Here is a 24,044-nt window from a genome sequence, read left to right on the forward strand (position 1 = left end):
CAGGCCGCTTCAGGGCAGCTTATACAGAATGCGGGGATGGCCGCCCGTGTTATAGTCGATATCGCTCACAATGCGTCCGGCATCTGCAAGCCGCTTCAGGTAACGCCGCGCGGTCACTGCCGAAAGGCCAAGTGTTTCCGCTATCTCTTTTACGGTAAAGCGGCATTCCGGCGCCTTCCTGAAGCAATCCAGCACGCGCCGCTCCTGCCCGCCGCCCTCCGCCGGAGCCGCATGGACCTGCGGCATATGCAGCAGGTGATCGACGGTTTCCTGATCCGCCGTCTTAAGCCCCGCGGCAATCCGCATACGCTCCGCATAGCGCCCAAGGCATTCGCAAAACCGCTCATAAGTAAACGGTTTCATCAGGTAATCCGCCGCGCCGAGGCGAAACGCCCTTCCCATTCTTTCCCCGTTTCGTTCAGCCGTTACCGGAATAATATCCGCCGGAATATCGTTTTCAAGCAAATCTTTCATCAGCTCTTCTCCGGAATATCCAGGCATGCGGAGTTCGAGAAGCACAAGGTCCACTGCATTTTCGCAGAAAAAACGAAACGCTTCCCGTCCGTCCGTAAATTCTCCCACGACCACAAACCGCGGATCACGCTCCATGTATTCACGGCTGATATATAACACCATCGGGTCGTCATCCACGATCACAACCCTGAATTGCTCCGTTTCCATATCACAATTGTAAAAGATTCCCCAAACAGTGTCAACCAAGCTTCATAGCGCTTTTGCGGGGAATATCATTCCAAAAACGCAGGCAAAACCATCCCAAATTATGGATTTGATTCCGCAGCCTTTCCTATCCTGCCTTTCCCCAGGCGCGTCTTCAGGAGCCCCGGCAGGATATTCGCCATAGAGCCGATCAAGATCAGCACAATTCCCGCCACCATATTGGATGGAACCGCCTCGTGCAGGATAAAAAAGGCAAGAATCGTAGCAAGAACCGGCTTGAAAAAGAAAATCAGTGAAGTGCTGTTCGCAGAAGTTTTTTCCATTGCCGTAAAGTAAGAGGCAAATCCCGCGCCTGTAATCCCAATAAAAATATACAGCACAAATCCAACATTCTCTATATTATATCCCGTAAAAAACGGAATGTCGGCAAATATATCGAGTCCGTTCGCCGCCAAAGCACCGGCAATGGCTGGAATATGGCTCATCCCCGCGAAAGCCAGCAATTCAAGCGCACCAAACAGGAAGCTCATGCAGGTAACGGCAACACCGCCATATTCCGCGCATTTCCGTTTGCCAAGCACACCATACAGTGCAAACGTAAGCACGGAAAGCAATGTGAATACAATGCCCGAGGCGCCAATCTGCACGTGGAACGGATTGATAATAACGATGATGCCTATGGCCTCGAGGATAATCGCGGCCACATTACGGCGATGAATCACTTCATGCAGGAGCAGGGCCGCAAACAGCATGACAAATGCGGGATTGCAGGAAAAAAGAACCGCAACCACCGATGCGTTGGTATCTGTAATGGCAAGCTGATAAAACGTCATGCTGACCGCGATCCCCAGAAGGCCCAGCAACGCAAAGAAACGGAGATCTTTTGCCGCTATGTGTACGCCTCTTTTTTTCATCGTATTGACCGCGAAGGGAACAAGAAATATCCCTCCGGCCAAAAAACGTGTCATGGTGAGCTGCATCGGATTGAAATCTCCCGCAATCTCCTTGAGGGCAATCTCCATCGTACTGAAAAGAATGGTCGAAATAGCGATATAAATCCAGCCTTTTTTCACAAAAATTACTTCCTTCCGTCATAAACTCCAATGTTTATAATACGCCGGAAGAATTCATAAGTAAATTCAATAATATTTATACTTTATATAATTTTCACTTATAAAACTGCCCGAAAAACCTCGCTGCTGCGCGGCCGGACACTTTTTCAAATTTGCAGCGATTTATTTTACCATACACAGAGCGCGCGGCTGTAAAACCGCCATATGGGCGGGCCTGTAGGCGCGCATGCTCCCTTGCCTGCAAATAATAAGCTTACAAAAAACCGGTTGATTATCCGCAATCAAGGCAGCAGTCCGGTAATTGCTTATTTTAATATATTTAGGAATTCCTGTGCCGCACGCGATATCTGTCCCCTGCTTCCCGAAGCAATACAAATGCTGCGCGCGGGAATCGAATGCCTCGTCCGCACCTCAAAGGTCCGCCCCGCACGGATGCTGTCTTCCGCAAAAAAATGCACGACGATTCCGACGCCCATATTGCGTTCCACGAACGGCACAACAAGGTCGGAAGTCGCTACCTCAAAATCCGGGCTAAGCACCGCGTCGTGGGAATGGAAAAACGCATCGAGGTAGTGTCTTGTACTTGTCTCGCGCCCGAGGCATACGATTGGGTAATCCGCAATCTCTTTTAGCGACAGCGTTTTTCCCTTCAATGCACTGAATGCGTCTCCCGCAATAAAGATATCCCGGATTTCCGCCACTTCACGCACGGAAAGATCTTTATAATCTTCCACCGGAGATCCTACGACGCCAAGATCGATCTTTCCTTCCCGCAGGGCCGCAAGCGTTACCGGAGTGGAAGAATTTGTCACACTGATCTTGACCTTGGGATGTTTCTTGTGGAATTCTTCAAGAAATGGCAGCAGATAAAACTGCAGTGTCATATCGGAAGCCCCAATGCGCACTTCGCCCGCTTCAAAATCAAGCATGCCTTCCACCTTTTTTTCTCCCAGCAGAATCTGTTCATATCCTTTTTCCACATGAAAATACAACGCCTTGCCCTCCGGCGTCATCTGCATGCCTTTGCGCGTACGGAAAAATAAACTGCACCTCAATGCCTCTTCAAGCTGCCGGATCGATTGGCTCACAGCGGGCTGGGAAACATAGAGCGCCTCTGCCGCCAGTGTAATACTGCCCAGCCTCGCTACATAGTAAAATGTTTTATAGTAATCCAGATTGATATTCATTTCTTTAGTTCGTGAAATAACCGGCAATACCGTTCAAAAGCCCCTGCGCGCATCGATTCTGGTACTCATCTGAAATAAGCAGCGCCTCCTCGTCTCCGTTCGACAGGCAGCCCATTTCAATGTTGCATATGGGAACCGTGCTCCAGTTAAAACCCGTCTGGTCGTCCCTCGCGATAATCCCGCGGTCGCGCGCGCCCGTCGCTTCCAGATAGGCCGCAAAGACCGCCTCTCCCGCAGCCCTGCTTTGCTGCTCAAAGCCCTCTGCATGTTCTCCCGCCGGTATGAGCATCATTGCGCCGCTCACCGATGAATCGTCCACACCATCGCAATGAAGCCTGAGTGCGAGGTCTACGCCTGCGTCATTCATTATTTTTGCGCGTTCCTGGTTCGAGATGTCAACATCCGCCGTTTCGTGGGTCATTACTACTTCTGCGCCATTTTCTTCCAGCAAATCGCGTAACTTCAGTGCCACATCGAGATTCACCTGGTATTCCGGAGTACCGGTATTCCTGCCGTCCGCGCCGGAAGTAACTTTGTTTTTCGTCACTGACGAACCGGGGGCAACGGCTTCCTGTTCTGAATTTCCTTTCCTTTGGTGCCCCGGATCAAGTCCTATTTTCACTCCTAAGAGCGGTAGGGTACATTCCTTTGCGTCATCCGCATAGATCCGCGCCAGCGTATCTTCTCCCGCAACGCCGTCCTCCGCAAGTCCATTCTGCCTCTGGAAAAGGCGCACGGCACGTTCGGTTGCCGGACCAAACTTCGTCGTATATTCATCGATATCCAGATAGCCGAGCTCACCGAGACGCTGTTGCAGCGCTTTGACCGCCTCGCTTTCCACTCCGCTTTTCAGCGTCGGGTCTGGCGTGGGCGTAGGCACGGGTGCAGGGGACTGAGTTGAGGCGGGAGTCGCCGCAGGAGAGGCTGCAGGCTCCTCCTGTATCGGTTCCGGCCATCCAGCCGCGGCCTCTTCCGGCTCAGCCGCGCATGCCGCGGTTCCCAGGCATAATATCATGCAAATCAATATGATCCAGATTCTTCTCATTGCTTTACATTTCCTTTCATATACCGCTATTATAGCCGCACTTTCCCGATTACACAATGCCGTGCCGGCATGCTATAATAAAAACAGCACAGTTGCATAACATCTAGTATTTTGCAGACAGCCGATCTGGCATCCGCAAAAATTTTGCATTTTTCCGCGGTCATTGGCAAAAATGCAATAAAATGCAGCAGGAGGAATCAATGAAAGCACTTATTACGGGCGCAAGCTCGGGAATCGGCCGGGATATCGCATATGAACTCGCAGGCCGTGGCTGTGACCTGATCGTCAGCGCAAGACGCGAAGAACGCCTTCTTGCACTCAAAGAAAAAATTCCAACGAATGTCCGCATCATTGCGGCAGACCTATCCAAGCAGGAAGAATGCCTGCGCCTTTATGAAGAAACGCAGGAGGAGGATGTCGATATCCTGGTCAACAATGCGGGATACGGCGTCTTTGGCGCGTTCAATGAAACAGATCTTTCGCAGGAAATCAGCATGCTCGACGTAAATATCTTTTCCGTGCATATTCTCACCAAGCTGTTCCTGAAAAATTTTATACGAAAAAATAATGGATTTATTCTAAACGTCGCTTCTTCGGCTGGTTTTATGCCCGGGCCTTTGTTCGCCTCCTACTATGCTTCCAAGGCATATGTTCTCCGCCTCACGCAGGGGATCCGTGAAGAACTCCGGAAGGCGGGCCGAAACGTATATATTGGCGCTTTGTGCCCCGGACCCGTCAACACGGAGTTCAATGCTACCGCGGGCGTACAATTCGGCATGAATGGTCTTTCTTCCGAATATGTCGCAAAATATGCTGTCAAAAAGATGTTTTGCGGCAAAACGGTGATCGTCCCCGGGGCAGTCATGAAAGCCGCTCATTTCTTCTCAAAACTTTTGCCGGACAGCATCGTCGCGAAGATGGCATATGCTGTCCAGAAAGGGAAGCAGGGAAAATAGTTTTTTCTTTTTTCCTTTTGTTTATCGGTGTATATAAGGCAAAGGAGGAACAGAAATTGGAAATCGCGATTGTAACAGGCGCATCTTCCGGTATGGGAAAAGAATTCGTAAAGCAGCTTTCTGCCCTTGGCGGCCTTGGACAGATATGGGTTGCCGCACGCAGGGAGGAACGTTTAAAGGAACTCGCAGGCGAAGTTGCCACTCCCCTGCGCATTTTTGCCTGCGACCTGACGCAGCCTGCCGGCATTGTTCAAATCAAAAAAGCCCTCTCCACAGAGCATCCCAATATCCGCTACCTTGCGAATTGTTCAGGCTTTGCTAAGTTTGGGGCGTTCGATGCCGTAAACGAAACGGATTCCCTCGCAATGATCGATCTTAACGTGCGTGCCCTGACACAGATGACCCTCGCCGCAATCCCCTATATGGAATCCGGCGGTCATATCCTCGAGATTGCGTCTACCGCGGCATTCCAGCCCCTTCCCGATATGAATATCTATGCTGCGACAAAAGCCTTTGTCCTAAGTTATTCGCGGGCACTCAGCCGCGAACTTGGAAAACGCGGCGTAACGGTAACAGCGGTGTGTCCCGGATGGACAAAAACCGAATTTTTTGATGTAGCCAGAAAAAATGCGGATGCAAACGCAGTGCAAAACTTCTTTTTTCCTTCCCTGACCCAGAATGTTGTCGCACGGGCGATTAAGGACGCGCAGCGGGGACGGGATCTTTCCGTGTATGGAGTTTTTAATAAACTTCACCTTTTTTTTGCAAAAATTCTTCCGGTTAGCTCAGTAATGACACTTTGGGACGCAATGAAATAAAGTACAGTTTTTTTGCTGCCTCAGCTTTCATTTACCACGCTTTCCTGCCACAAAGCACTTTTGCTGCGCTCCGCCGCCTCCTTTCATACTGCTTTTAGAAGTCCAGGTTGTTTTCTCATGGTTATAATCATTTATTCCAGATATACCATGCTATTCTAAAGTCGTTCTTTCAGTATTCGGACTGCGGCATACTTTCCCGGAATTTTTCGCTAATCCCGCAGAGGGATGGAAAGTAGGCTCTTAATGCCCCTTGACTGTCTTTTTAGATAATTCCCGCATTTCATAATTCAAAATAAATTCTTTCAATACCGCTTACGCTTTCATAAACAAAAACCTCCTAATATCCTGCCTTTATACAAGATATTAAGAGGTTCGGGCTGTACGTCATAACTCACCTGCCGCATAACGCATACCAAACGCCGCCTGCCGCGTGTACATCGCTATCTGCACTGTACTATGTGGAGTGATACAGTTGAAACCGCTCTACAACCGCTTTTTTACTCCCCGTCGGGCATATCTGCGTTGTGGTACACATTCTGCACGTCGTCGTTGTCCTCAAGCATATCCAGCATCTTTTCAAACTGCTTTTGCTGCTCTTCCGAAAGAGACGTCATGGTCTGCGGAACCATATCGATTTCTGCCGACAGGAATTCATAGCCCTGCCCTTCGAGCGCTTCACGTACCGCTGAAAAATCTTCAGGTGCCGTAGTGATTTCATAGGCGCCGTCTTCGGCCGAAAAATCTTCTGCTCCCGCTTCGAGCGCCGCTTCCATTATGCTGTCTTCGTCACCCGCTTCCGTATCGATAACAATAACGCCCTTTTTATCAAACATAAACGCTACGCTTCCATTGGTACCAAGCGAGCCGCCAAACTTATCGAACGCATGCCGCACTTCACCAACCGTCCTGTTTTTGTTATCCGTCATTGTTTCCACAATAACCGCGACGCCTCCAATACCATACCCTTCGTAAGTCAACTCCTCATAGTTGATACTCCCGAGTTCACCTGAAGCCTTTTTAATGGAACGGTTGATATTATCATTCGGCATATTATTTGCTTTTGCTTTCGCAATAACATCCCGCAACCGCGAATTACTCGCAGGATCCGGTCCGCCGAGCTTCACCGCCACCGCAAGCTCTCTGCCTATTTTTGTAAAAATTTTGCCGCGTGCTGCATCGGCCTTACCTTTCTTGTTTTTGATTGTTGACCATTTGGAATGCCCGGACATAAAATTCACCTCAAATATATTCTTATATATATGGGGAAGTCTCCCCTTTCGTTACCCTAATGATAGTACCATAACTTAGGTTTCTTGTAAATGTCACGCCGCCGCCAACTATGAATAATTTGTGAAAATCATTTCTTTAACCGCTGTTTTATGCTAAAATATCTCTATATATACGCAATATACGCATGGTCGGCATGCCTTGCCGTGCGATGGAGGTAACGAATCTTATGGCTCCCAAAAAAGAGTTTCAGGATAAAACAAAAGAATTGGGCGGCAAAGCCAAAAACGCAGTAAAATCCATTGGGAAGAAACTGGGGGAATTTGGCTCTAAAATAAAGAATGCCTTTGCGGTTGACGAAGAAAATGCAAAAGGCAAAACATCTGCCGCCAAAAAAGGTGTCCCTGAAAAAACTGTGGCAAAGGTGAAGCCTGCCCGTCCTGTTCGCCCTGGTTTCCCATCAGAACAAACTCCCGACGCAGAAAAAACGCAGTCGATCGAGATCCTGTCTGTTCCCAAAAAGCAAAAAACAAAAAACGCGGGGCCCGTGCGGCCAAGCCAGCAGACAGGAAAACCGGTACGGCCAAAGCAGGACAATAAAAAAGTACCGCAGGCAAAGCAGCAAGCTCCCAGAAAAACACCGGAATCCCCGACTGAAGAAACCGTTATTTTCACAGACGATATGACGAGGCAGTTTTCCCCCGACATGGTGAAAAGACCGCTGCATCCTCAAGGTAACAAGCCGGCTCCTGAAAAAGAACTAACACAGCCTGTTCCCGCTATGGGAAAACGGTCTATTTTTAAGCCGCGCGATAAAAAACCAAATTTTGCGCTTGGCGTAATCCTCACCACAATCAAGATGTCTTTTGTTGCCATTATTGTGGCCATAGCGATTGTATTCGGTTCCGTGATGGGCGTTGCAAACGCTTATCTTGGAACAACGCCTGAACTTGACGTTTCCAAAATAGAAAACCAAAGCCAAAATACAAAAATTTATGATTCCGAAGGAGTGGAACTTGCAACCTATACCGGTCTTGAAAACCGGGAATGGGCCAACCTTGAAGAAATCCCGAAGGATTTGCAAAACGCTGTAATTGCGGTAGAAGATATTCGGTTTTACCAACATAACGGCGTAGATTTCCGCCGTCTTTTGGGCGCGTTTGTATCCAATCTTTCCTCCAGCAAAACAGAAGGCGGAAGCACGATTACCCAACAGCTTGTGAAAAACGAACTTCTGACCAATGAACGGTCTTACAAGCGCAAGCTGCAGGAAGCATATCTTGCAACGGAGCTTGAAAAAACATACAGCAAGGATGAAATCCTGGAGGCCTATTTGAATGCAATTCCTCTCGGCGGCACTGTGTACGGCGTCAAGGCCGCAGCCAAGGATTATTTTGGCAAGGAGCTCTCCGATCTCAATCTCCGGGAAATGGTTTGTATCGCTGCCATTACGCAAAATCCTACAAAATATAGTCCGCGGCGCGCCACCTATACCAAAACCGATAATTTGCCCGGACTGATAAACCGTATGAATATTATTGCGGAACGCATGTATTGGAACGGCGATATTACCAAGGAACAATATGACGAAATTGTCACCCCGGCAGAAGAATACCTTGCCGCCAGTTGTCTTGAACAAAATGAGGACGGCACGTGGAGTCTTAAGGAAGATGCGGATATGGTCCTGAAGGACGGATATCTCGATATCTGGAAAGCGGAGATGAATATTCTTTCGGAATCACCTGTGAATTCCCTCTACCCTTATCCCCATTTTATTGAGTACATGATTTACGACGTCCAGAACTTTATGATGGACAAGGAAGGCCTGGAACATACGGCGGCGAACCGCCAAAAGGTTGACAAGGAACTGCGCACAGGCGGCTACCAGATTTACGCCACCATTGATACGAACATGCAGCAAACCGTACAGGATACCCTTGCCAATTGGGATAATTATCCCGACATGGACCCTATCGTTAAAACGGATACGGATGGGAATACTTATGAAGTCATCCAGCCGCAGGCAACTGCCGTCGTGGTGGAAAACTCAACCGGGAATTTGAAGGCGATCATCGGTTCGCGTACGACACCGGATAAAATGAAAACATTCAACCGTGCTTACGACGGAAACAAGCAGGTCGGTTCGTCCGCAAAACCGATTGCCGTGTACGGCCCCGCGTTCGAACTTGGTTATGGGTTGACTTCGTACGTACCCTATATCAAACAGGATATCAATGGATGGCTGGGCGATGATGGCCAGCCTACTTATCCGAAATGGCAGGGTGAATTATCCGAAGGTCCTATTACGATTGAAGATGCCATCGTTCATTCGCTCAATATTGCGGCGGCTCAGACGATCATGAACTACGTTACCGTTCCTACGTCTGTGGAATATCTCTATAAGCTGGGCGTATCCGAAGCCAGTCTGGAAGGAACGGCAACGGGTTCCGGCCTCGCAATGGGCGGCTCCAATATTACCCCCATCGAAATGGCAGGCGCATATGCTACAATTGCTTACGGCGGTGAATACAGGCAGCCCGTCTCCTTCACGAAGGTGCTCGATTCAAATAAAAATGTTGTAATCGATACTGAAACCGACCGTGAAGTGCATGAGGCCTTCAAGCCTTCCACTTGTTTCATGCTGACCGAAGCGCTTGAAGAAGCCGTTAAATCCGGCACGGGATATGAAGCACGTCTCGACAATATGACAACAGCCGGAAAAACGGGAACCAACGCAGACAATATGGGAGTGTATTTTGCAGGTTATACCCCTTACTATACTTCTACCTTATGGATCGGAAATGATGAAAATCTACAGGGCATGGGCGGTTCTTCCGTGCATACGAGCGCTCCTCTATGGAAAGCCTATATGCAGAAAATCCACGAAAATCTGGAAGATAAAGAGATCATGTCCGGCACCTATGAGGATTACGGCCTCATCGAAACCACCGTATGCAAATATTCGAACAAGAAGCCGGGCAGCAGTGCTTGTTCACCAGTCACTGCATTGATGCCGGCAGATAGTCCGCTTCTTAATGAAGAATGTGATGTTTGCGTATCTGTCTCAAGCGATCCAATCAAGATGTGCGGTGAATCTAATATGCGTTTTGTTGAGGGTAAATGTCCCGAAGATAAAGCGTGGAGTTATCCCGTTAGCTACCGCACCTTTGCGGAAGGTTCGCCTTATTATGGTTGGCGTTCCGGCGGCGGCCTTTCGGTAACGACAAACGAGGACGGCTCCCTTGCCGCCGATCCTACGCAGGATTGCAACCTCGAGCATATCCAGCTCCCAACCGCATCGCCCACTCCTGCGGTACCGGCTCCTTCGGTTCCCGTGGCCCCGGATCCCGACCCAGTGGAACCGGAACCCTCACCTACGCCCGTTCCTGAAGGCGAATAATTGATTTGTCATTGGAAATTGGAATGTGATAAAAAACCTTCTGCCATCAATAGAAAACGGCAGAAGGTTTTTTAGTATGCTTTTTCCATTCCCGGTTTTTAAATAAACGCGAGCTTCCCGCCAAATTTCCGGTATAACGTTGACCGGCCTTTCCCTTTCCGATACTCCATAGAATTCGGTATTCCCCATATGGCCTGGATATATCTCAATTCTCACTCCGTTCATTTACATAACCGCCTGAATTCTTTTTTTACCTGTCCCTGCCTCTTCTTCCTTATAATCCTACTGGCAAAAGTAAGGAAGAGCTTGCTATTTTTTTTCAGAACAGCAATCTCTGTCTCTTCTTCGTTCATAACTTGATTATTTCAATCCACAGGCGTTAACCCGCCAATTATTTACTTTTTGGCTGGTATACTCTACAACAGTTTAGCATATTATATTTTTTAAAAATAATGGTTTCTGTTCCTCGCTTAATCCTTTTGCAGCCATGCGGCTACTTCAGTATGCAAAAAAGAACCGCATCGCGGTTCCTTTTGCTCTTCCATATCTTTATTTTGCAGCTTGTGCTCCAAGCTCAAGCGCCTGTTCGTTCATTGGGATCAAATGTGCTTTCTTTTCCCCCATGATTTTTTCAAGGCATTCAATGATGGTCTTGTTTTGCACAACGTGAGCGCATGCATTGTATGCGCCCAACATCACCATGTTCGCCGCCTTAATACTTCCTGCCTGCTCAGCAAGTGAATTTGCCGGAACTTTGATTACTTTAATATCACTGCGCGTAGGCTCTATCTCTATCAGGTCGGAATCCAGCAGCAAAAGTCCGCCCGGCTTCAAATCTTTCTCATATTTCTCAAGCGACGGCCTGTTCATCACAATCAGGCAATCCGCCTCGACCACAACGGGCGAGCCTACTTCTTCGTCCGACACAACTACATTGCAGTTCGCCGTGCCGCCGCGCATTTCCGGCCCATAAGAGGGAAGCCACGATACGTTTTTCCCTTCGTTCATGCCCGCATATGCGATGATCTGTCCGGCGAGCAATACGCCCTGTCCGCCGAATCCCGCCAAAATAATCTGTTCTGTCATGATTATCTGCCCTCCTTTGTTACGCCCAGAGGATATTGCGGAATCATGTTATCTTCCAGCCATTTCAGCGCTTCCACCGGACTCAATCCCCAGTTTGTCGGGCAGGTGGACAGGATTTCCACAATGGAGAAGCCTTTCCCTTCCATCTGGTATTGAAATGCTTTCTTGATCGCCTTTTTTGTTTTTACAATATTCGGCACATTATGCACGGAAGTCCGCTCGATGTAATATGCTCCGTCGAGCGTGGCGAGCATTTCCGCCATCTTTACCGGCATCCCCTGCGTTTCCGCATTCCTTCCATAAGGTGAAGTTGTCGTAACCTGGCCGACAAGTGTCGTCGGCGCCATCTGTCCGCCCGTCATACCATAGATTGCATTATTAACAAAAATTGTCGTGATCTTTTCTCCGCGTGCGGCGGCGTGCACAATCTCCGCCGTGCCGATCGATGCAAGATCCCCGTCCCCCTGATAAGTAAATACGAGGTCGTCCGGGCAGGCGCGCTTAATCCCCGTCGCCACAGCCGGCGCGCGTCCATGGGCGGCCTCCATCATATCACAGTCAAAATAATTATACGCAAATACTGCGCAGCCGACCGGTGCAACGCCCACCGCTTTATCCTGCATTCCAAGTTCCTCAATGCATTCGGCAACCAACCGGTGTATAATGCCGTGCGTACATCCCGGGCAATAATGGAAGGGCACGTCTGTCAGCATTTTCGTCTTTTCAAATACCTTAGCCATCTTATTTGCCCTCCTTCAATTTTTCCAATGCGTCGACAACAGCCGCCGGAGTCGGCACAAAACCGCCTGTCGTGCCATAAAATTCTACCGGAACCTTTCCGTTCACCGAAAGCTTCACATCTTCGACCATCTGTCCCGTATTCATTTCTACGCACAGAATCCCTTTCACATGCTCCGCTGCCTGTGCAAACGCTTCCGCCGGGAAAGGCCAAAGGGTAATCGGCCGGATCACGCCAACCTTGATTCCCATCTCCCGTGCCTTTAGGGCAGCGTTTTTCGCAATACGTGCCGTCGTACCGAATGCCGCGATGATGTAATCTGCATCCTCCGTCATAAACTCCTGTACGCGCGTTTCCTTCTTTGTAATTTCCGCATATTTCTCCTGCAGCTGACGGTTTACCTCTTCCATCGCCTCCGCCTCGATATACAGAGAATTGACGACGCGGCGCGCATGGTTCTTATTCTTCCAGCCGTTTGCCGCCCACGTCTTTTCGGGCAGCTCGCGTCCTTCATGTTTTTTAAACTCTACCGGTTCCATCATCTGTCCGATCATACCGTCCCCAAGGATCATAACCGGAATCCGGTACTCATCTGCAATGTCAAAGGCCTCCGCTACAAGGTCAGCCGCTTCCTGTACGCCTGACGGCGCGAGTACTACCAGGTGGTAATCTCCGTGTCCGCCGCCCTTCGTCGCCTGGAAATAGTCTCCCTGCGAAGGAAGGATCCCGCCGAGGCCGGGGCCGGAGCGAATCATGTTTACAACGACACAAGGAAGCTGCGCACACGCAATGTAGCTGAGTCCTTCCTGCTTCAAGCTGATTCCCGGGGAAGAAGACGACGTCATTGCCCGGGCGCCTGCGCCCGCGGCTCCATACACCATGTTGATCGCCGATACTTCGCTTTCCGCCTGGATGAACGTTCCACCCACCTGAGGCATACGTTTGGACATATACTCAGGAATCTGATTCTGAGGCGTAATCGGATAACCGAAATAATGCGTGCATCCTGCTTTGATGGCCGCTTCGGCTATCGCCTCGTTTCCTTTCATTAATACCTTTGCCATATAAATCCACCTTATCCTAAAAATAAAATAATTTCTTATCTGTCTACTTCGAGCGCACAGTCCGGGCACATTCTCGCACATGACGCGCAGCCGATGCATTCCTCCATATGCTCGATGCCGATTGGGTGATACCCCTTCGCATTGAGGTGCGACTTATCGATCGCCAAAAGTTCCTTTGGGCACGCCCCGATGCACAGGCCGCATCCCTTGCACGTATCCTCATAAATTGTTAATTTTGCCATTGTTTCTCACCTTTTTTATGGTTATTTTTTCGTTTATGCTGCAAAAAAACGCTCAAAAACGCTTCCTTTTAGGATATCACTTTTCATGTATATCGTCAACAAGCCAGTCGGGAAAAGTATATATGGTAAGCGGTATCTCCGGGATATTCCCGCCCTGCGGCCGAAACCCGGCAAGTATTTCCGGTTTGCCCGCAATGTATAAAACCGGCACGCCTGTTTGGCGGCTTACCTCTTCGCAAATCTCCTGTCCGTATGCAAGATCCGCCGTCGTGGTTTCGCGGCCAAGATTGGTATTGTTAATCAGGCCGTCCACCTGAAGCCGGATGCGCCCGCTGATTTGCTCCATCATTTCAATGATTTCCGGAGCCGTCTGCTGCAAGGGCCTGCGCGCGTTGACGACATAATACAGCATCGTTTCATTCCTATGTGTGTTGAATTGTGCCAAAAGTCCGCCGAGTGCAGCCGCCCCAACCGGGTCGCCGCCCGCGTCAAATACTGCTGTTTCACTCTCAAACGCGGCCATCACCTCTGCGGACAGTACCGGAACATCTACGTTTGTATTGGCATACGGCGGCGCAATCAGGCGTATACCGTGGTCCGCAAGGAGCGTCTCACTCTCCGCGCTTCGGAAATACGGGTTTACAACATCCATATCCACCAAGGTAGTATTCCCGCGCTCTGCCAGCGCCAAAGCCGTATTAAGCGAGATTTCCGTTTTTCCACTGCCATAATTTCCAGCAAAAATATTAAATCTTTTCATTCTTTCCTCCTGCATGGCAAGGGCACCGTTACGGTGCCCTTGCTTGCCTTCAATTGAGTTTTATGTTCAGCTGATTGTTACCGTCACCGTCGCACTGGACGATACGGGCCTTACGCCAAGATCCGGTTCGTTTTCGAACTTCACCGGCACATTCTGATGAATTCCTTTCCCCAGCCCCGTAAGGTCCACGAAAGGATTCAGCATTGACGCTGAAAAAGAATCAAGCGCCCCCTGCGTACCATATACCGTAACATCAACGGCAGAAGGCGTAATCGCCACTTCCAGGTTATCATCCTCGAGGTTTTTTGCCTCAATCCGCATCGCCGAATATGTCTGGCTGAGTTCCGGCTGCGTAATCGTAAACTGCACCTGTACTTTAGCCGGTACAGTCGCAATCACGCCTTCGGGCAGTTTTACGTTTGCTTCGACAATCGTATCCCCTGCCGCATTGTCGAGAACGATCGGCTCAAGCGTGGCCGATTCCAGCAATTCAATATCCTCCAGCTTACCCGCAATATTCACATTCTGCGGCTCTACCGTCACATTGGTAATTTCATATCCTTCCGCAAGGCCAGACGTGGTATTCCGCACCGTTTCAAGGTCAATAGGCACCTCTTTTTGCGGATAGACGGGCAATTCCACAATAATAGAGCTGCTGCCCGTAAAATTATTGCTGGCGATCGGGTCGCCATTGTTTGCCACATATTCCACATTATAACTTGCCGTGGTCGGCTCCGTCATCTGTTCGACGTCAATCTTGCAAATTGCTTTGGCAACGCTGTCAACGTTGGAACGTGCTCCTATCACGTCAATTGTGGACGATTCGAGAACGGGCTCTCCGTAATAGAATCCTTCCTGCTCACCTGTAAGCTGCACATCAATGGGGACGCTCCGCGTTACGATTTCCTCCACATCGATCGTAACGGTTGACGGTTCTATACTCACAATCCTGCTTTGGCTGAGTGTAGTCGTCCTTTTTAGCTGCAGCGTATATGTGCCTGCCGAATCGATTTTCGATAGATCCACGGAAACCTGAATCATATTTTCATTCAGGTATTCTAAAGCGTTTGCAGGCGCTTCTGCCGTCACTGTCACCGCGCTCAAAATCTCTGTCAACGGCTTTGAGGAAGTGAGGCCTTTTTGCTTCAACTCGTCGGCTGCCGTATACGTCACCGGGATATCCCGGAAAATTTTTGTCTTGGTCGGATTTTCTTCGGCAATGACAAAACTCCACAAGACAAAAGCAAAAATAAGCGCAATCAGTTTCATCTTCCAATTTTGGACAAAAAGACGTTTTACGACCGCAACAAATTTGTTCATTTGTCATCACCCACCTTCCGTTTAAATTTAAAGGAAGGAATTTTGCCCTGATCTTTGTTTTCCGGCTGGGGCATATAAAGTTCCCCTAGAATTTCTTTCAGGGCTTTGGCATCAATATATCGTTTCAAAACGCCGTCATATGCAAAAGAAATAATTCCTTTTTCTTCCGAAACCACGATCACATATGCATCCGACACCTCTGAAATTCCAAGCGACGCCCGGTGGCGCGTGCCCAGTTCCTGCGCAACTTGCTTATTATCTGAAAGGGGCAGGAAACATCCCGCCGCAACGATACGGTCATCCCGCAGAATCATGGCTCCGTCGTGCAGGGGCGTATTGGGATAAAAAATATTTTCAATCAGTTCGCTTGAAATATCCGCATCCAGCATTGTCCCGGAATCGAGTACGTCCGCAAGTCCTGTTTTTCGCTCAAACACAAGAATCGCGCCTACCTTCTGCTTGGACATATTCAGGACTGCGCGGGAAATTTCCTCAATGATATGTTCGGCGTTCTGCACTTCAATTCGCGATTTAGTCGCAAAACTAAAGATCTTGCCGCGCCCGAGCGCTTCGAGCGCACGGCGTATTTCAGGTTGGAACAGGATCACGATCGCAACGGCGCCGGCGGAGATAACCGCATTCATCAGCCATGTGGTCGTTTGCAGGCCCAGCGCTACAAAAACACGTGCTAAAATGAGAATGACCCCAAGGCCAATCAGCACACGAATCGCCCGTGTTTTGGAAAACAGTTTAATCAGCCAATATAATATCAGCGCAACGATGATAATGTCTACCGCATCTACCCAGTTGAACGCCATCAGGCTATTTTTGAGCGGGCTCCAAAAATCCGTCAAACCAGAATCCCCCGTTGTTATTTCTTCACGCACAGCAGCATCGTGAGGTCATCCTCCGGCTTGCTGTGCAGTTCTTCCCGGACTTCACTGATGAACTGCCTGCTGCTGAAGTCCTCTTTTGCCAAAAGTTCAAACAGCCTGTCTTTCACTTTGGGATCGCTATGGATATTATCTACCCCGTCTGTATAGATCAGCATTCGCATCCCTTTTTTGAATTCAAAAAAACCATCCTTGAATTCTTCCTCCCCAAACCAGTCGCAAAGCGGATGGGAAGGCATGTATAATTCCTCAAAATTGCCTTCGTGGTAAACAACGGGCATCACTGAAAAACCGGCGTTGGAATAGGCTGCCCGGTTTGTTTTCAGGTCAATCACCGTAATAAAGGCCGTAATATAAATTGAATCGGAAAGGTTAAGGTCCAGATATTCCTTTTCCGCATATCCCAGGATTTCCGACGGCAGGAAGTTACCCGTCAGGCATGCAGCGCGCACGACGCGCGAGAAAAAGACCACCAGTACTGCGGCAGGAGTATTGCTGAATGAGGGCATGCAGCGCGCACGACGCGCGAGAAAAAGACCGCGAGCATTGCCGGCATCACGCCATGCCCGGATACGTCCGCCACATACATTACGAGTTTATCGTCATAGACAGTGCAATCATAAATATCCCCACCCACAGCCTCGCAGGGAAAAAAGCCCGCGGTAAGTTCATAGTCGCCGCCAACTTTTGGCAGCGCGCCTTCCACAAGCGCTTCCTGCAATTTCCGTGCAAGCTGCAGGTCCTTTTGCATTTTCGCATTTTGCATCAGGAGGTTCTGCTTGATATTATAATCGAGCGTGATATCCCGGAAGACCTCCACTGCCGCTATTGTTTTTCCTTCCTTATCTTTCAGGGGTGATACCGTCACCGAATACACCCTCCCGGACATCTTACGCGTGAGCCTTTGGGTTTCTCCGGACAGCATCACTTCGCGCGATAGGCAGCGTTCGCACCTCGTATCCTGTTGGAACGGCGTATAACACTCCATTCCCTCTTCGTATCCGAAACGCTCATCAAAAGCACTGTTTGTCATCAGAACCCGCCCATCCCTGCCGATGACGCGCACCATGTCGCTCATCGCATTGATGATTGAAGACATATATTCTGTGCTGTAACTTACATGGTTCAAAAATCAGTCTCCTTCAATTTCGTCCAGGAATTCCTGCAACTGCGTAATTGTAACGCCAATTTCATCGCAGGTCCTGTTTTGCCTTAAGAGTTCTCCGTCTGTCAGAGGTTTACCCAGCGCAATCCGTTCGGAGCTCATTTGGTTCAGCTTCTGGCGCTCCTTTGCAAACTCCCGCATCTTTTCGTCCAGTTCGTTCAGCGTTTCACGTTTTTTTTCTTCACTTTTTTCTTTCATCGTTCAATCCCTACTCATCCGCAAGTACCGCGGACAGAACCCCCGTCCTGTCAAATACACGAATCGCCTTTTTTTGCGTGCAATATACCGTTATTTTTTCTCCTGCAACGCTGCGTATATAAACCCGTCGTTGGGTAATTCCTTTTTTGCCTTGATAAACGACGATCACAGGTTTATCCTCACGCTGGGCAAACGCCAGCGTATGGTCGATAATATCCATTGTTTCCGCCTTTTGCCATCTGTCTCCAGATACCCATGTTTATTATAATAGTAACATAAACCCCCTGCTTTGTTAACAAAATTTCCGTAAATTTTTTGTGTCCATGCTTTATTGAACCTCCCCGCCATGCTATAATGGATTCAAGGTATTTGCAATGGATATGATACTATGGATGAATTATCAGACAATCGGCACAATCGCTTTTTTTGCAGGCGTCGTGCTTCTTTTGATTGAACTGCTGCGGCATGGTCTTTCAAAGCTGAGCGTTTTTTCATATGCCTGTTTTGTTCTAAGCAGTGTTTTCTTATCGAGCAGTATTCTCATGGGCGCCATTGCGATAGCCGGATTGTCCGTTTTATTTGGGATCCTGCTTAAATACTACCGCCGGGAGCGCCGGCGTCTTAACGATAATGATGATGGAGATCAATCATGAAAATATGTCCCCTTTGCCATACAAAATTTGAAGATTCGGCCGAATATTGCCCCAAATGCAAAGCGCAGCTCGAAGACTTTGAGGAAGCCGAAAAAGAAGAACAAAAAAAAGTCCCGAAGTCGTTCTGGATTGCCCTGTTCGGAACATTCGCCTTTATCGGCGGAATGATCCTGCTTTATAAATTAGTTTACAGTGCATTTATATAAACTGTTCCTCCTTCCCGGCGTTTTGCCCGAGTGCATGCCGTGGCACAGGAGGTTCTGTTTTCCAGTTGCAGCATTGAGAAATATTTTAAATCTACTCCGGAGGAACTACATGTCAAAACTTTCTAATTTACGCAGTGTTACCAAGCGGTTAAGCAAACAAAAATGGAACCGCGCCTTTGCCATCATCAGGGATTATGGCTTAGGTTATTTTTTTTATAAGGTTCGTGAAAAGATGACCTATGGCAACGCCGCCGCGATGCAAAGTAAAGACGTCATCATTAACGAATCGTTTGTAAAGGATCCCGGGCACGCAAAGGGATTTTGTGCAGAGCAAACTGTCACATTCATGACGCAGCCACGGTTCCAGAACTTTTGGCGCATTGATGTCCTGACGCAAAACCCGCATGGCAACGCTTCCCTTGCGTTAACTGTCACAAAGGCGGACGGCACCGTATTGCTTGAAACAAAAACAGACCGCGTGGCCCACAATGGATATACTTCTTTTCGTTTCCTGCCGGTGGTTAACGTCCTTCAGGTTCCCTGTTATTTTAAATTCACTTCCGATATGCAGTCAAGCGGTGTGCTCGTAAACCGCAAAAAAAGCAAGCACGGCTTTACGGTTGAGGGCGGCGGCTGCGTCGGGTGCAGGATTTATATGAATCACGACGCGGTATACCTGCATTGGATGAAGAATAACGATCCCACCGGGGCGGAACTGGCCAAACAACGGGCACACGTATTTCCTTACATGCCCAAAATCAGCATCCTCGTTCCGCTTTATAATACCCCGGAAATTTTTTTGCGGCAGATGCTTGACTCCGTAACTGCCCAAACCTATTCGAATTGGGAGCTTTGCCTCGCGGATGGCAGCACCACTGCTCAAAATCTCGGGGAAATCGCCGCTTCCTATGAAGACAGCCGTATCGTATACCGCAAGCTGGAAAAAAACGAAGGGATTTCCGGCAATTCCAATGAGGCGATCAAAATGGCTACCGGCGAATATATCGCTCTGCTTGACCATGACGATACGCTGGCGCCGCACGCCCTTTATTCCAATGTCCTTATGCTGAATAAAAACCGTGACTACGACTTTATTTATTCTGATGAAGATAAACTCACAGAAGACGGCGAAGAACGTTTCGCGCCTTTTTTCAAACCGGATTTTTCACCCGATATGTTCAATGCATTCAATTATATTACGCACTTTGTGGTCATCAAAAAATCCCTTTTGGATCAAGTCGGTTCTTTCCGGGCCGAATTTAACGGTGCGCAGGATTACGATTTATTCCTGCGCCTGACCGAAAAAGCAAAAAAAATCGGGCATATTCCAGATATTTTATATCATTGGCGTGTGTCCGCAGGCTCCACAGCGCTGGATTCCGGTGCAAAAAGTTATACGGTCGAAGCCGGGCGCAGGGCGCTCGAAGCATCTTTTAAGCGCAAAGGGCTTACCACCGCCCACGTAAAGGACAGCCAGCTTGACAACTATTACATCACAAGCTATGATTTGCCCACGCCTCATCCTTTGGTTTCGATTATCATTCCAAACAAGGATGAAAGAAAAACGCTCCAGCGCTGCATTGATTCTATCCTGTCGCAATCTACGTATGACCGATATGAAATTATTGTCGTGGAGAACAACAGTACCAGAAAAGAAATTTTTGCATATTATAAAAAACTACAGGAAGATCCCCGGATCCGTGTCATTGAGTGGAATCATCCCTTCAACTATTCCGCGCTCAATAACTTTGCTGCGCAGGAAGCCAGAGGAGAGCTTTTGTTGTTTCTCAACAATGATGTCTCTGTCATTTCTCCCGATTGGCTTGAGCAGATGGCCATGCATGCCATGCGTCCTGAAATCGGCCAGGTCGGCGCCAAACTCTATTATCCCAGCGACCTGATCCAGCACGGGGGCATCATCCTGAAAATTGGCCCGGTTGCCGGTCATTCACACAGGCATTTAAGCCGGTATGACGTCGGATCGTTCGCCCGGATGATCATTCCTCATAACGTATCGGGTGTAACCGCGGCATGCGCAATGATGAGGGCGGAAGTATTCCATGAGGTAGGCGGCTTTGACGAACAATTTGTCGTTGCGTACAACGACGTGGACCTTTCCCTGAAAATCCGCGAAAAGGGATACTTAATCGTATGGACCCCGTTTGCCGAATTATATCACTATGAATCCCAAACGCGCGGTTACGAGGATACGCCCGAGCAAATAGAACGTTCCCGGAAAGAGCAAAAAAAATGGCTTGCGAAGTGGGATGAAAAATATCCCTACGATCCATTTTATAATCCGAACCTTGCAAACAATGCAGAGGATTATTCCGTTAATCCCGGAAAAAGAAAATACGGGATATAGTTTTCCGGCTGGGTTATTAAAACCGCTTTTCTTAAAACACCGGTATCGGGCAGGATACCGGTGTTTTTCAATTGATCCCTGTTTTTCCGCATCCTGTTTTGGCAGCATTATGAAAAGGTATTCCGTAACAAGGCTTGACGCGCGCAATAAATTTACAGCAGCATGCTCAGGAAAAATCTGCTTTTCCCGCACCCGTTCTTTAGAAAGGCCGCGCTCTATTATTCATCCGCGCAGCCTCTGGTGGCCGCACAAGGCCGAACCCGCCTCATGCAAAAGCATACCAGTAAAAAGTTCTCGGGAAATTCACCTGCAAAAACGCTGAATATCTCTCGATTGGAAGCAAGAGACGGCAATGAAAAATTACAGTGCTTTTCTATAAGTTCATCTCCCATCCAGACCCGAATTTTTTCCAGCGCTCATTGCATGAACGTACGTTCAGTGATAGAATAATACCATTATGAATTACGAGAATTGTAATGTCCTGCTGTTCGGGCAAAACGAAAATTTAGAACAGGAATTGAAGCAGGCCGGCATGATTGTTACCGGCTTCCCTGATAGGGGGTTGTGTGAGAGCCTGAAGAATGCTTATGCAAATTCAAGAGCGAACTTTTTTCTTACCCTGCGGGCAGACGATGGCTTTACGTCAGCCGATGTCCTGAAGGTTGCGGACGCCTTGATTGCAGATCCGGCAAAGGTCTATTTGGGTGAACGCGTATTGCCTGAAAAAAAATCCCTTCCTCAGAATATTTATGGCTTTCTATCCGGAATCGAGGCAAGGGATATTACGACCTCGCTCTATGGAATGTCCCGCGAGTCCCTTGGGCTCATATCCTGCATCAAGGGAAAAGATAAGGCCTTTTTTCAAAACCTTCCCCTTATGGCGCGGTCTAAAAATATTGCGGTGGAAGGCGTCTGCGTAAAGTCGCCTGCGGGTACGGCGCCCGGATGGGGCATTCTCCTTTCCTCCACAAAATTGTATCAGGTATTTATTAAGTTCAGTATTGCCGCTTTTATTGCCTATCTTGTGGATATCGGCACGTTTTATATATTCCAGAAATTATTTTCCGGTATGGATGACGAGTTTAAAATTTTAACCGCAACCGTACTGTCGCGTATCTTATGTTCGATTGCAACCTATCTTTTGAACCGCGGAGCCGTATTCAATTCCAATGCAAAATCCACAGGTGCCGTGGTGCGTTTTGTCATTCTTGCAGTCGGGCAGCTTGTCGCTTCCTGGCTGCTCGTATGGGGCATTGGTTCTCTCCTTGGCGGCGGCGATGCAGTCAATACGATGCTTAAGGTCATTGTGGATCTTGTTATTTTCCTTGCAAGTTTCACAATCCAGCGGGATTGGGTATTCAAGGAAAGCAAGGGTCTGCTGAAATAACCTTGTATATGCGTATAAATTAGATGTTTCGCATATTCCGAGACTGTTTAATAATAAGCTAGAATATTAACGAGGAGTAGATCAAATGAATATTAAACACATTAACGAAGCTCAGTTTGATGCCGAAGTCATTCAGCAAAAAGGAATCGTATTGGTTGATTTTTATGCCGACTGGTGTGGGCCGTGCCAGATGCTCGGGCCAATTTTGGAAGAAGTTTCCGACGCGCTTGGCGACCGTGTGAAAATTGTAAAGGTCAACGTCGATGAAGCGCAGGGGCTTGCCCAGCAATATGGCGTTATGTCAATTCCGACCGTTTACTTGTTTGACGGCGGTGCAAAAATGTCTAAATTTGTAGGCGTAAAATCCAAGGATGAAATTATCGACTTTATCGAGCACGCATAAAACTGCAACAAAAAACACTCCCATGCTGGGAGTGTTTTTTTGATTCATGCTTTCTTATACGGGGCAAACGTTGACCGCACGGATCTTGCTCGAGTCGCGCGTATCCTGCTCTGTGTCATACGTTACTTTCTGACCTTCGGAAAGTGTCTTATATCCATCAGTCTGGATCGCCGAGAAATGTACAAATACATCATCGCCGCCATTGTCATCCGAGATAAAGCCAAATCCTTTTTCTGCATTGAACCATTTTACCGTACCGCTGTTCATCAACCAGTACCTCCTAATAATAATAACCCACGTACGGGCGATTGCTGAACACCTAAGCTTTAGTGCTCCGGTATAACAAGCTGAAACCCGGCCATGAAACAAAAAACACATATTTTGCAAAGCATCTATCGTAATAAATGACTTGCAAAATATGTGAAATCATTAATACTACATTCGAACTGCTAAATTGAATATAGCATGAAATAGATTAATTTGTCAAGCATTCTCTGCCATTTCTAGAAATTTTTGACAAAGCTGGTAAAAGCCGTCATTGCCTGCTGGACAGGCGGTTTTCTGGCTAAGGCGTTTCCCGTCCCTCACCAAGAAAACATAATAAAACGTTCTCCGGTGCCGGATCGCAAAATCCGGTTTCGAAAGCCGTTTCCGCTCCGGGCAATTCACTGCAAAGGCCAAGCTATAAAGTCTTTATTTTGTTTCAAATTTATGCGTTACTTTTGTGGAGCCATCCAGTTTCTTTTTTCTATTGCCCTTTCATTCCTTTTGTTTCCATCCGTGTATTTGCTCAATGTGTGCGTCATTTTTTTATTTCTACAGCGTTTTTTGAACCAATTCCATCCCTATACTGCGTTTGCTTTTAAGCTTGGTCGGCTTTTTTGTTCCTTCAGTTCTCCCGCCTTAATTTTGGAATCCAATTTGTCCAACTTTTCCGCTGCTTTTTTGTTCGTTTGCGGCGTCTTCCCGCAGGCGGTTGATTCTTTCTTCGTTATACATAGTTAATTCCTCCATTCTTTTGTCTCCGGATGATTTTTGTTCCGGTTCTTGTTCCTTCATACTTACCTCGCTGTTTTCCCATAAACAGGCGTATATTCTTATTTTTTCGGTAAACCCCGTTTTTTCGCTTTATAAAAGGGTTTCTCCTGTTATGTCCCGATCGCATGAAAATTCAGTGAC

Annotated in this window: 26 protein-coding genes; 8 read left to right on the plus strand and 18 right to left on the minus strand. The window is 48.1% G+C overall.

Annotation, left to right across the window (positions count from 1 at the left end; genetic code table 11):
* Positions 1-9: 9 nt before the first annotated feature.
* From H8S18_RS06990 to H8S18_RS07005, 4 genes are all read right to left on the minus strand, one after another.
* On the minus strand, positions 10-720 hold the full coding sequence (locus tag H8S18_RS06990; protein WP_186857598.1) for a response regulator: 711 nt from the start codon (positions 718-720) through the stop codon (positions 10-12).
* A 59-nt stretch (positions 721-779) separates the two neighbouring features.
* On the minus strand, positions 780-1,751 hold the full coding sequence (locus tag H8S18_RS06995) for a DMT family transporter (protein WP_186857599.1): 972 nt from the start codon (positions 1,749-1,751) through the stop codon (positions 780-782).
* A 305-nt stretch (positions 1,752-2,056) separates the two neighbouring features.
* Positions 2,057-2,938 carry a LysR family transcriptional regulator gene (locus tag H8S18_RS07000; protein WP_186857600.1) on the minus strand — a complete coding sequence of 294 codons (882 nt, stop codon included), beginning with the start codon at positions 2,936-2,938 and terminating at the stop codon, positions 2,057-2,059.
* Positions 2,939-2,942: 4 nt separating this feature from the next.
* Entirely contained in the window at positions 2,943-3,983 is a 1,041-nt protein-coding gene (locus tag H8S18_RS07005; protein WP_186857601.1) for an N-acetylmuramoyl-L-alanine amidase, read from the minus strand.
* A gap of 200 nt (positions 3,984-4,183) precedes the next feature.
* Here H8S18_RS07005 and H8S18_RS07010 point away from each other — a divergent pair, with 200 nt between their 5' ends.
* Positions 4,184-4,939, plus strand: coding sequence for an SDR family NAD(P)-dependent oxidoreductase (locus H8S18_RS07010; protein WP_186857602.1), 756 nt, complete (start codon positions 4,184-4,186; stop codon positions 4,937-4,939).
* A 56-nt stretch (positions 4,940-4,995) separates the two neighbouring features.
* Positions 4,996-5,757: an SDR family NAD(P)-dependent oxidoreductase gene (locus tag H8S18_RS07015; protein WP_186857603.1), complete on the plus strand. Its 762-nt coding sequence runs from the start codon at positions 4,996-4,998 to the stop codon at positions 5,755-5,757.
* Between the two features lie 497 nt (positions 5,758-6,254).
* Here the strand turns inward: H8S18_RS07015 and H8S18_RS07020 are convergent, their stop codons facing one another.
* The gene (locus H8S18_RS07020) at positions 6,255-6,986 is read right to left on the minus strand and encodes a YebC/PmpR family DNA-binding transcriptional regulator (RefSeq protein ID WP_186857604.1); all 732 of its coding nucleotides are present in this window, start codon (positions 6,984-6,986) and stop codon (positions 6,255-6,257) included.
* Between the two features lie 227 nt (positions 6,987-7,213).
* On the opposite strand from H8S18_RS07020, the gene H8S18_RS07025 reads away from it, so the two are divergent.
* Entirely contained in the window at positions 7,214-10,384 is a 3,171-nt protein-coding gene (locus H8S18_RS07025; protein ID WP_186857605.1) for a transglycosylase domain-containing protein, read from the plus strand.
* Positions 10,385-10,933: 549 nt separating this feature from the next.
* Here H8S18_RS07025 and H8S18_RS07030 read toward each other — a convergent pair.
* The 11 genes from H8S18_RS07030 to H8S18_RS07080 all read right to left on the minus strand — a co-directional run bounded on the left by H8S18_RS07030 (position 10,934) and on the right by H8S18_RS07080 (position 18,071).
* A complete protein-coding gene (locus H8S18_RS07030) occupies positions 10,934-11,470 on the minus strand; it encodes a 2-oxoacid:acceptor oxidoreductase family protein (protein ID WP_186857606.1) in 537 nt (178 codons plus the stop codon).
* 2 nt (positions 11,471-11,472) lie between these two features.
* Positions 11,473-12,210, minus strand: coding sequence for a thiamine pyrophosphate-dependent enzyme (locus H8S18_RS07035; RefSeq protein ID WP_186857607.1), 738 nt, complete (start codon positions 12,208-12,210; stop codon positions 11,473-11,475).
* A gap of 1 nt (position 12,211) precedes the next feature.
* Positions 12,212-13,273, minus strand: coding sequence for a 3-methyl-2-oxobutanoate dehydrogenase subunit VorB (locus H8S18_RS07040; protein ID WP_186857608.1), 1,062 nt, complete (start codon positions 13,271-13,273; stop codon positions 12,212-12,214).
* A gap of 35 nt (positions 13,274-13,308) precedes the next feature.
* Positions 13,309-13,515 (minus strand): 4Fe-4S dicluster domain-containing protein, encoded by a 207-nt coding sequence (locus H8S18_RS07045; RefSeq protein WP_186857609.1) that lies wholly within the window; start codon positions 13,513-13,515, stop codon positions 13,309-13,311.
* A gap of 76 nt (positions 13,516-13,591) precedes the next feature.
* Complete coding sequence (locus tag H8S18_RS07050; RefSeq protein ID WP_186857610.1) at positions 13,592-14,275, minus strand: hypothetical protein; 684 nt, start codon at positions 14,273-14,275, stop codon at positions 13,592-13,594.
* Between the two features lie 66 nt (positions 14,276-14,341).
* Positions 14,342-15,595 carry a CdaR family protein gene (locus H8S18_RS07055; protein ID WP_186857611.1) on the minus strand — a complete coding sequence of 418 codons (1,254 nt, stop codon included), beginning with the start codon at positions 15,593-15,595 and terminating at the stop codon, positions 14,342-14,344.
* On the minus strand, positions 15,592-16,449 hold the full coding sequence (gene cdaA, locus H8S18_RS07060; RefSeq protein ID WP_207721684.1) for a diadenylate cyclase CdaA: 858 nt from the start codon (positions 16,447-16,449) through the stop codon (positions 15,592-15,594). The genes H8S18_RS07055 and cdaA overlap by 4 nt, the downstream gene beginning before the upstream one ends.
* 17 nt (positions 16,450-16,466) lie before the next feature.
* Positions 16,467-16,997 (minus strand): PP2C family protein-serine/threonine phosphatase, encoded by a 531-nt coding sequence (locus H8S18_RS07065; protein WP_207721686.1) that lies wholly within the window; start codon positions 16,995-16,997, stop codon positions 16,467-16,469.
* Positions 16,922-17,617 carry a PAS domain-containing protein gene (locus H8S18_RS07070; RefSeq protein ID WP_186857613.1) on the minus strand — a complete coding sequence of 232 codons (696 nt, stop codon included), beginning with the start codon at positions 17,615-17,617 and terminating at the stop codon, positions 16,922-16,924. The genes H8S18_RS07065 and H8S18_RS07070 overlap by 76 nt, the downstream gene beginning before the upstream one ends.
* 3 nt (positions 17,618-17,620) lie before the next feature.
* Positions 17,621-17,851 carry a hypothetical protein gene (locus H8S18_RS07075; protein WP_186857614.1) on the minus strand — a complete coding sequence of 77 codons (231 nt, stop codon included), beginning with the start codon at positions 17,849-17,851 and terminating at the stop codon, positions 17,621-17,623.
* Between the two features lie 10 nt (positions 17,852-17,861).
* Positions 17,862-18,071: a hypothetical protein gene (locus H8S18_RS07080; protein ID WP_186857615.1), complete on the minus strand. Its 210-nt coding sequence runs from the start codon at positions 18,069-18,071 to the stop codon at positions 17,862-17,864.
* 172 nt (positions 18,072-18,243) lie between these two features.
* On the opposite strand from H8S18_RS07080, the gene H8S18_RS07085 reads away from it, so the two are divergent.
* From H8S18_RS07085 to trxA, 5 genes are all read left to right on the plus strand, one after another.
* Positions 18,244-18,504: a hypothetical protein gene (locus H8S18_RS07085; RefSeq protein ID WP_186857616.1), complete on the plus strand. Its 261-nt coding sequence runs from the start codon at positions 18,244-18,246 to the stop codon at positions 18,502-18,504.
* Complete coding sequence (locus H8S18_RS07090) at positions 18,501-18,710, plus strand: hypothetical protein (protein WP_186857617.1); 210 nt, start codon at positions 18,501-18,503, stop codon at positions 18,708-18,710. Before H8S18_RS07085 ends, H8S18_RS07090 begins: the two co-directional genes overlap by 4 nt.
* A 109-nt stretch (positions 18,711-18,819) precedes the next feature.
* Positions 18,820-21,075 (plus strand): glycosyltransferase family 2 protein, encoded by a 2,256-nt coding sequence (locus tag H8S18_RS07095; RefSeq protein WP_186857618.1) that lies wholly within the window; start codon positions 18,820-18,822, stop codon positions 21,073-21,075.
* A gap of 457 nt (positions 21,076-21,532) precedes the next feature.
* Entirely contained in the window at positions 21,533-22,462 is a 930-nt protein-coding gene (locus H8S18_RS07100) for a GtrA family protein (RefSeq protein WP_186857619.1), read from the plus strand.
* An 85-nt stretch (positions 22,463-22,547) separates the two neighbouring features.
* Positions 22,548-22,865: a thioredoxin gene (trxA, locus tag H8S18_RS07105; protein ID WP_186857620.1), complete on the plus strand. Its 318-nt coding sequence runs from the start codon at positions 22,548-22,550 to the stop codon at positions 22,863-22,865.
* Positions 22,866-22,919: 54 nt separating this feature from the next.
* Here trxA and H8S18_RS07110 read toward each other — a convergent pair whose 3' ends face one another.
* Together H8S18_RS07110 and H8S18_RS07115 are read right to left on the minus strand one after the other, a co-directional pair.
* Positions 22,920-23,132, minus strand: a complete 213-nt coding sequence (locus H8S18_RS07110) for a cold-shock protein (RefSeq protein WP_066520166.1) — start codon at positions 23,130-23,132, stop codon at positions 22,920-22,922.
* Positions 23,133-23,768: 636 nt separating this feature from the next.
* Entirely contained in the window at positions 23,769-23,924 is a 156-nt protein-coding gene (locus tag H8S18_RS07115; protein WP_186857621.1) for a hypothetical protein, read from the minus strand.
* Between the last annotated feature and the right edge of the window lie 120 nt (positions 23,925-24,044).

Source organism: Christensenella tenuis (genome assembly GCF_014287795.1).
GTDB classification, from domain to species: Bacteria; Bacillota; Clostridia; order Christensenellales; family Christensenellaceae; genus Christensenella; species Christensenella tenuis.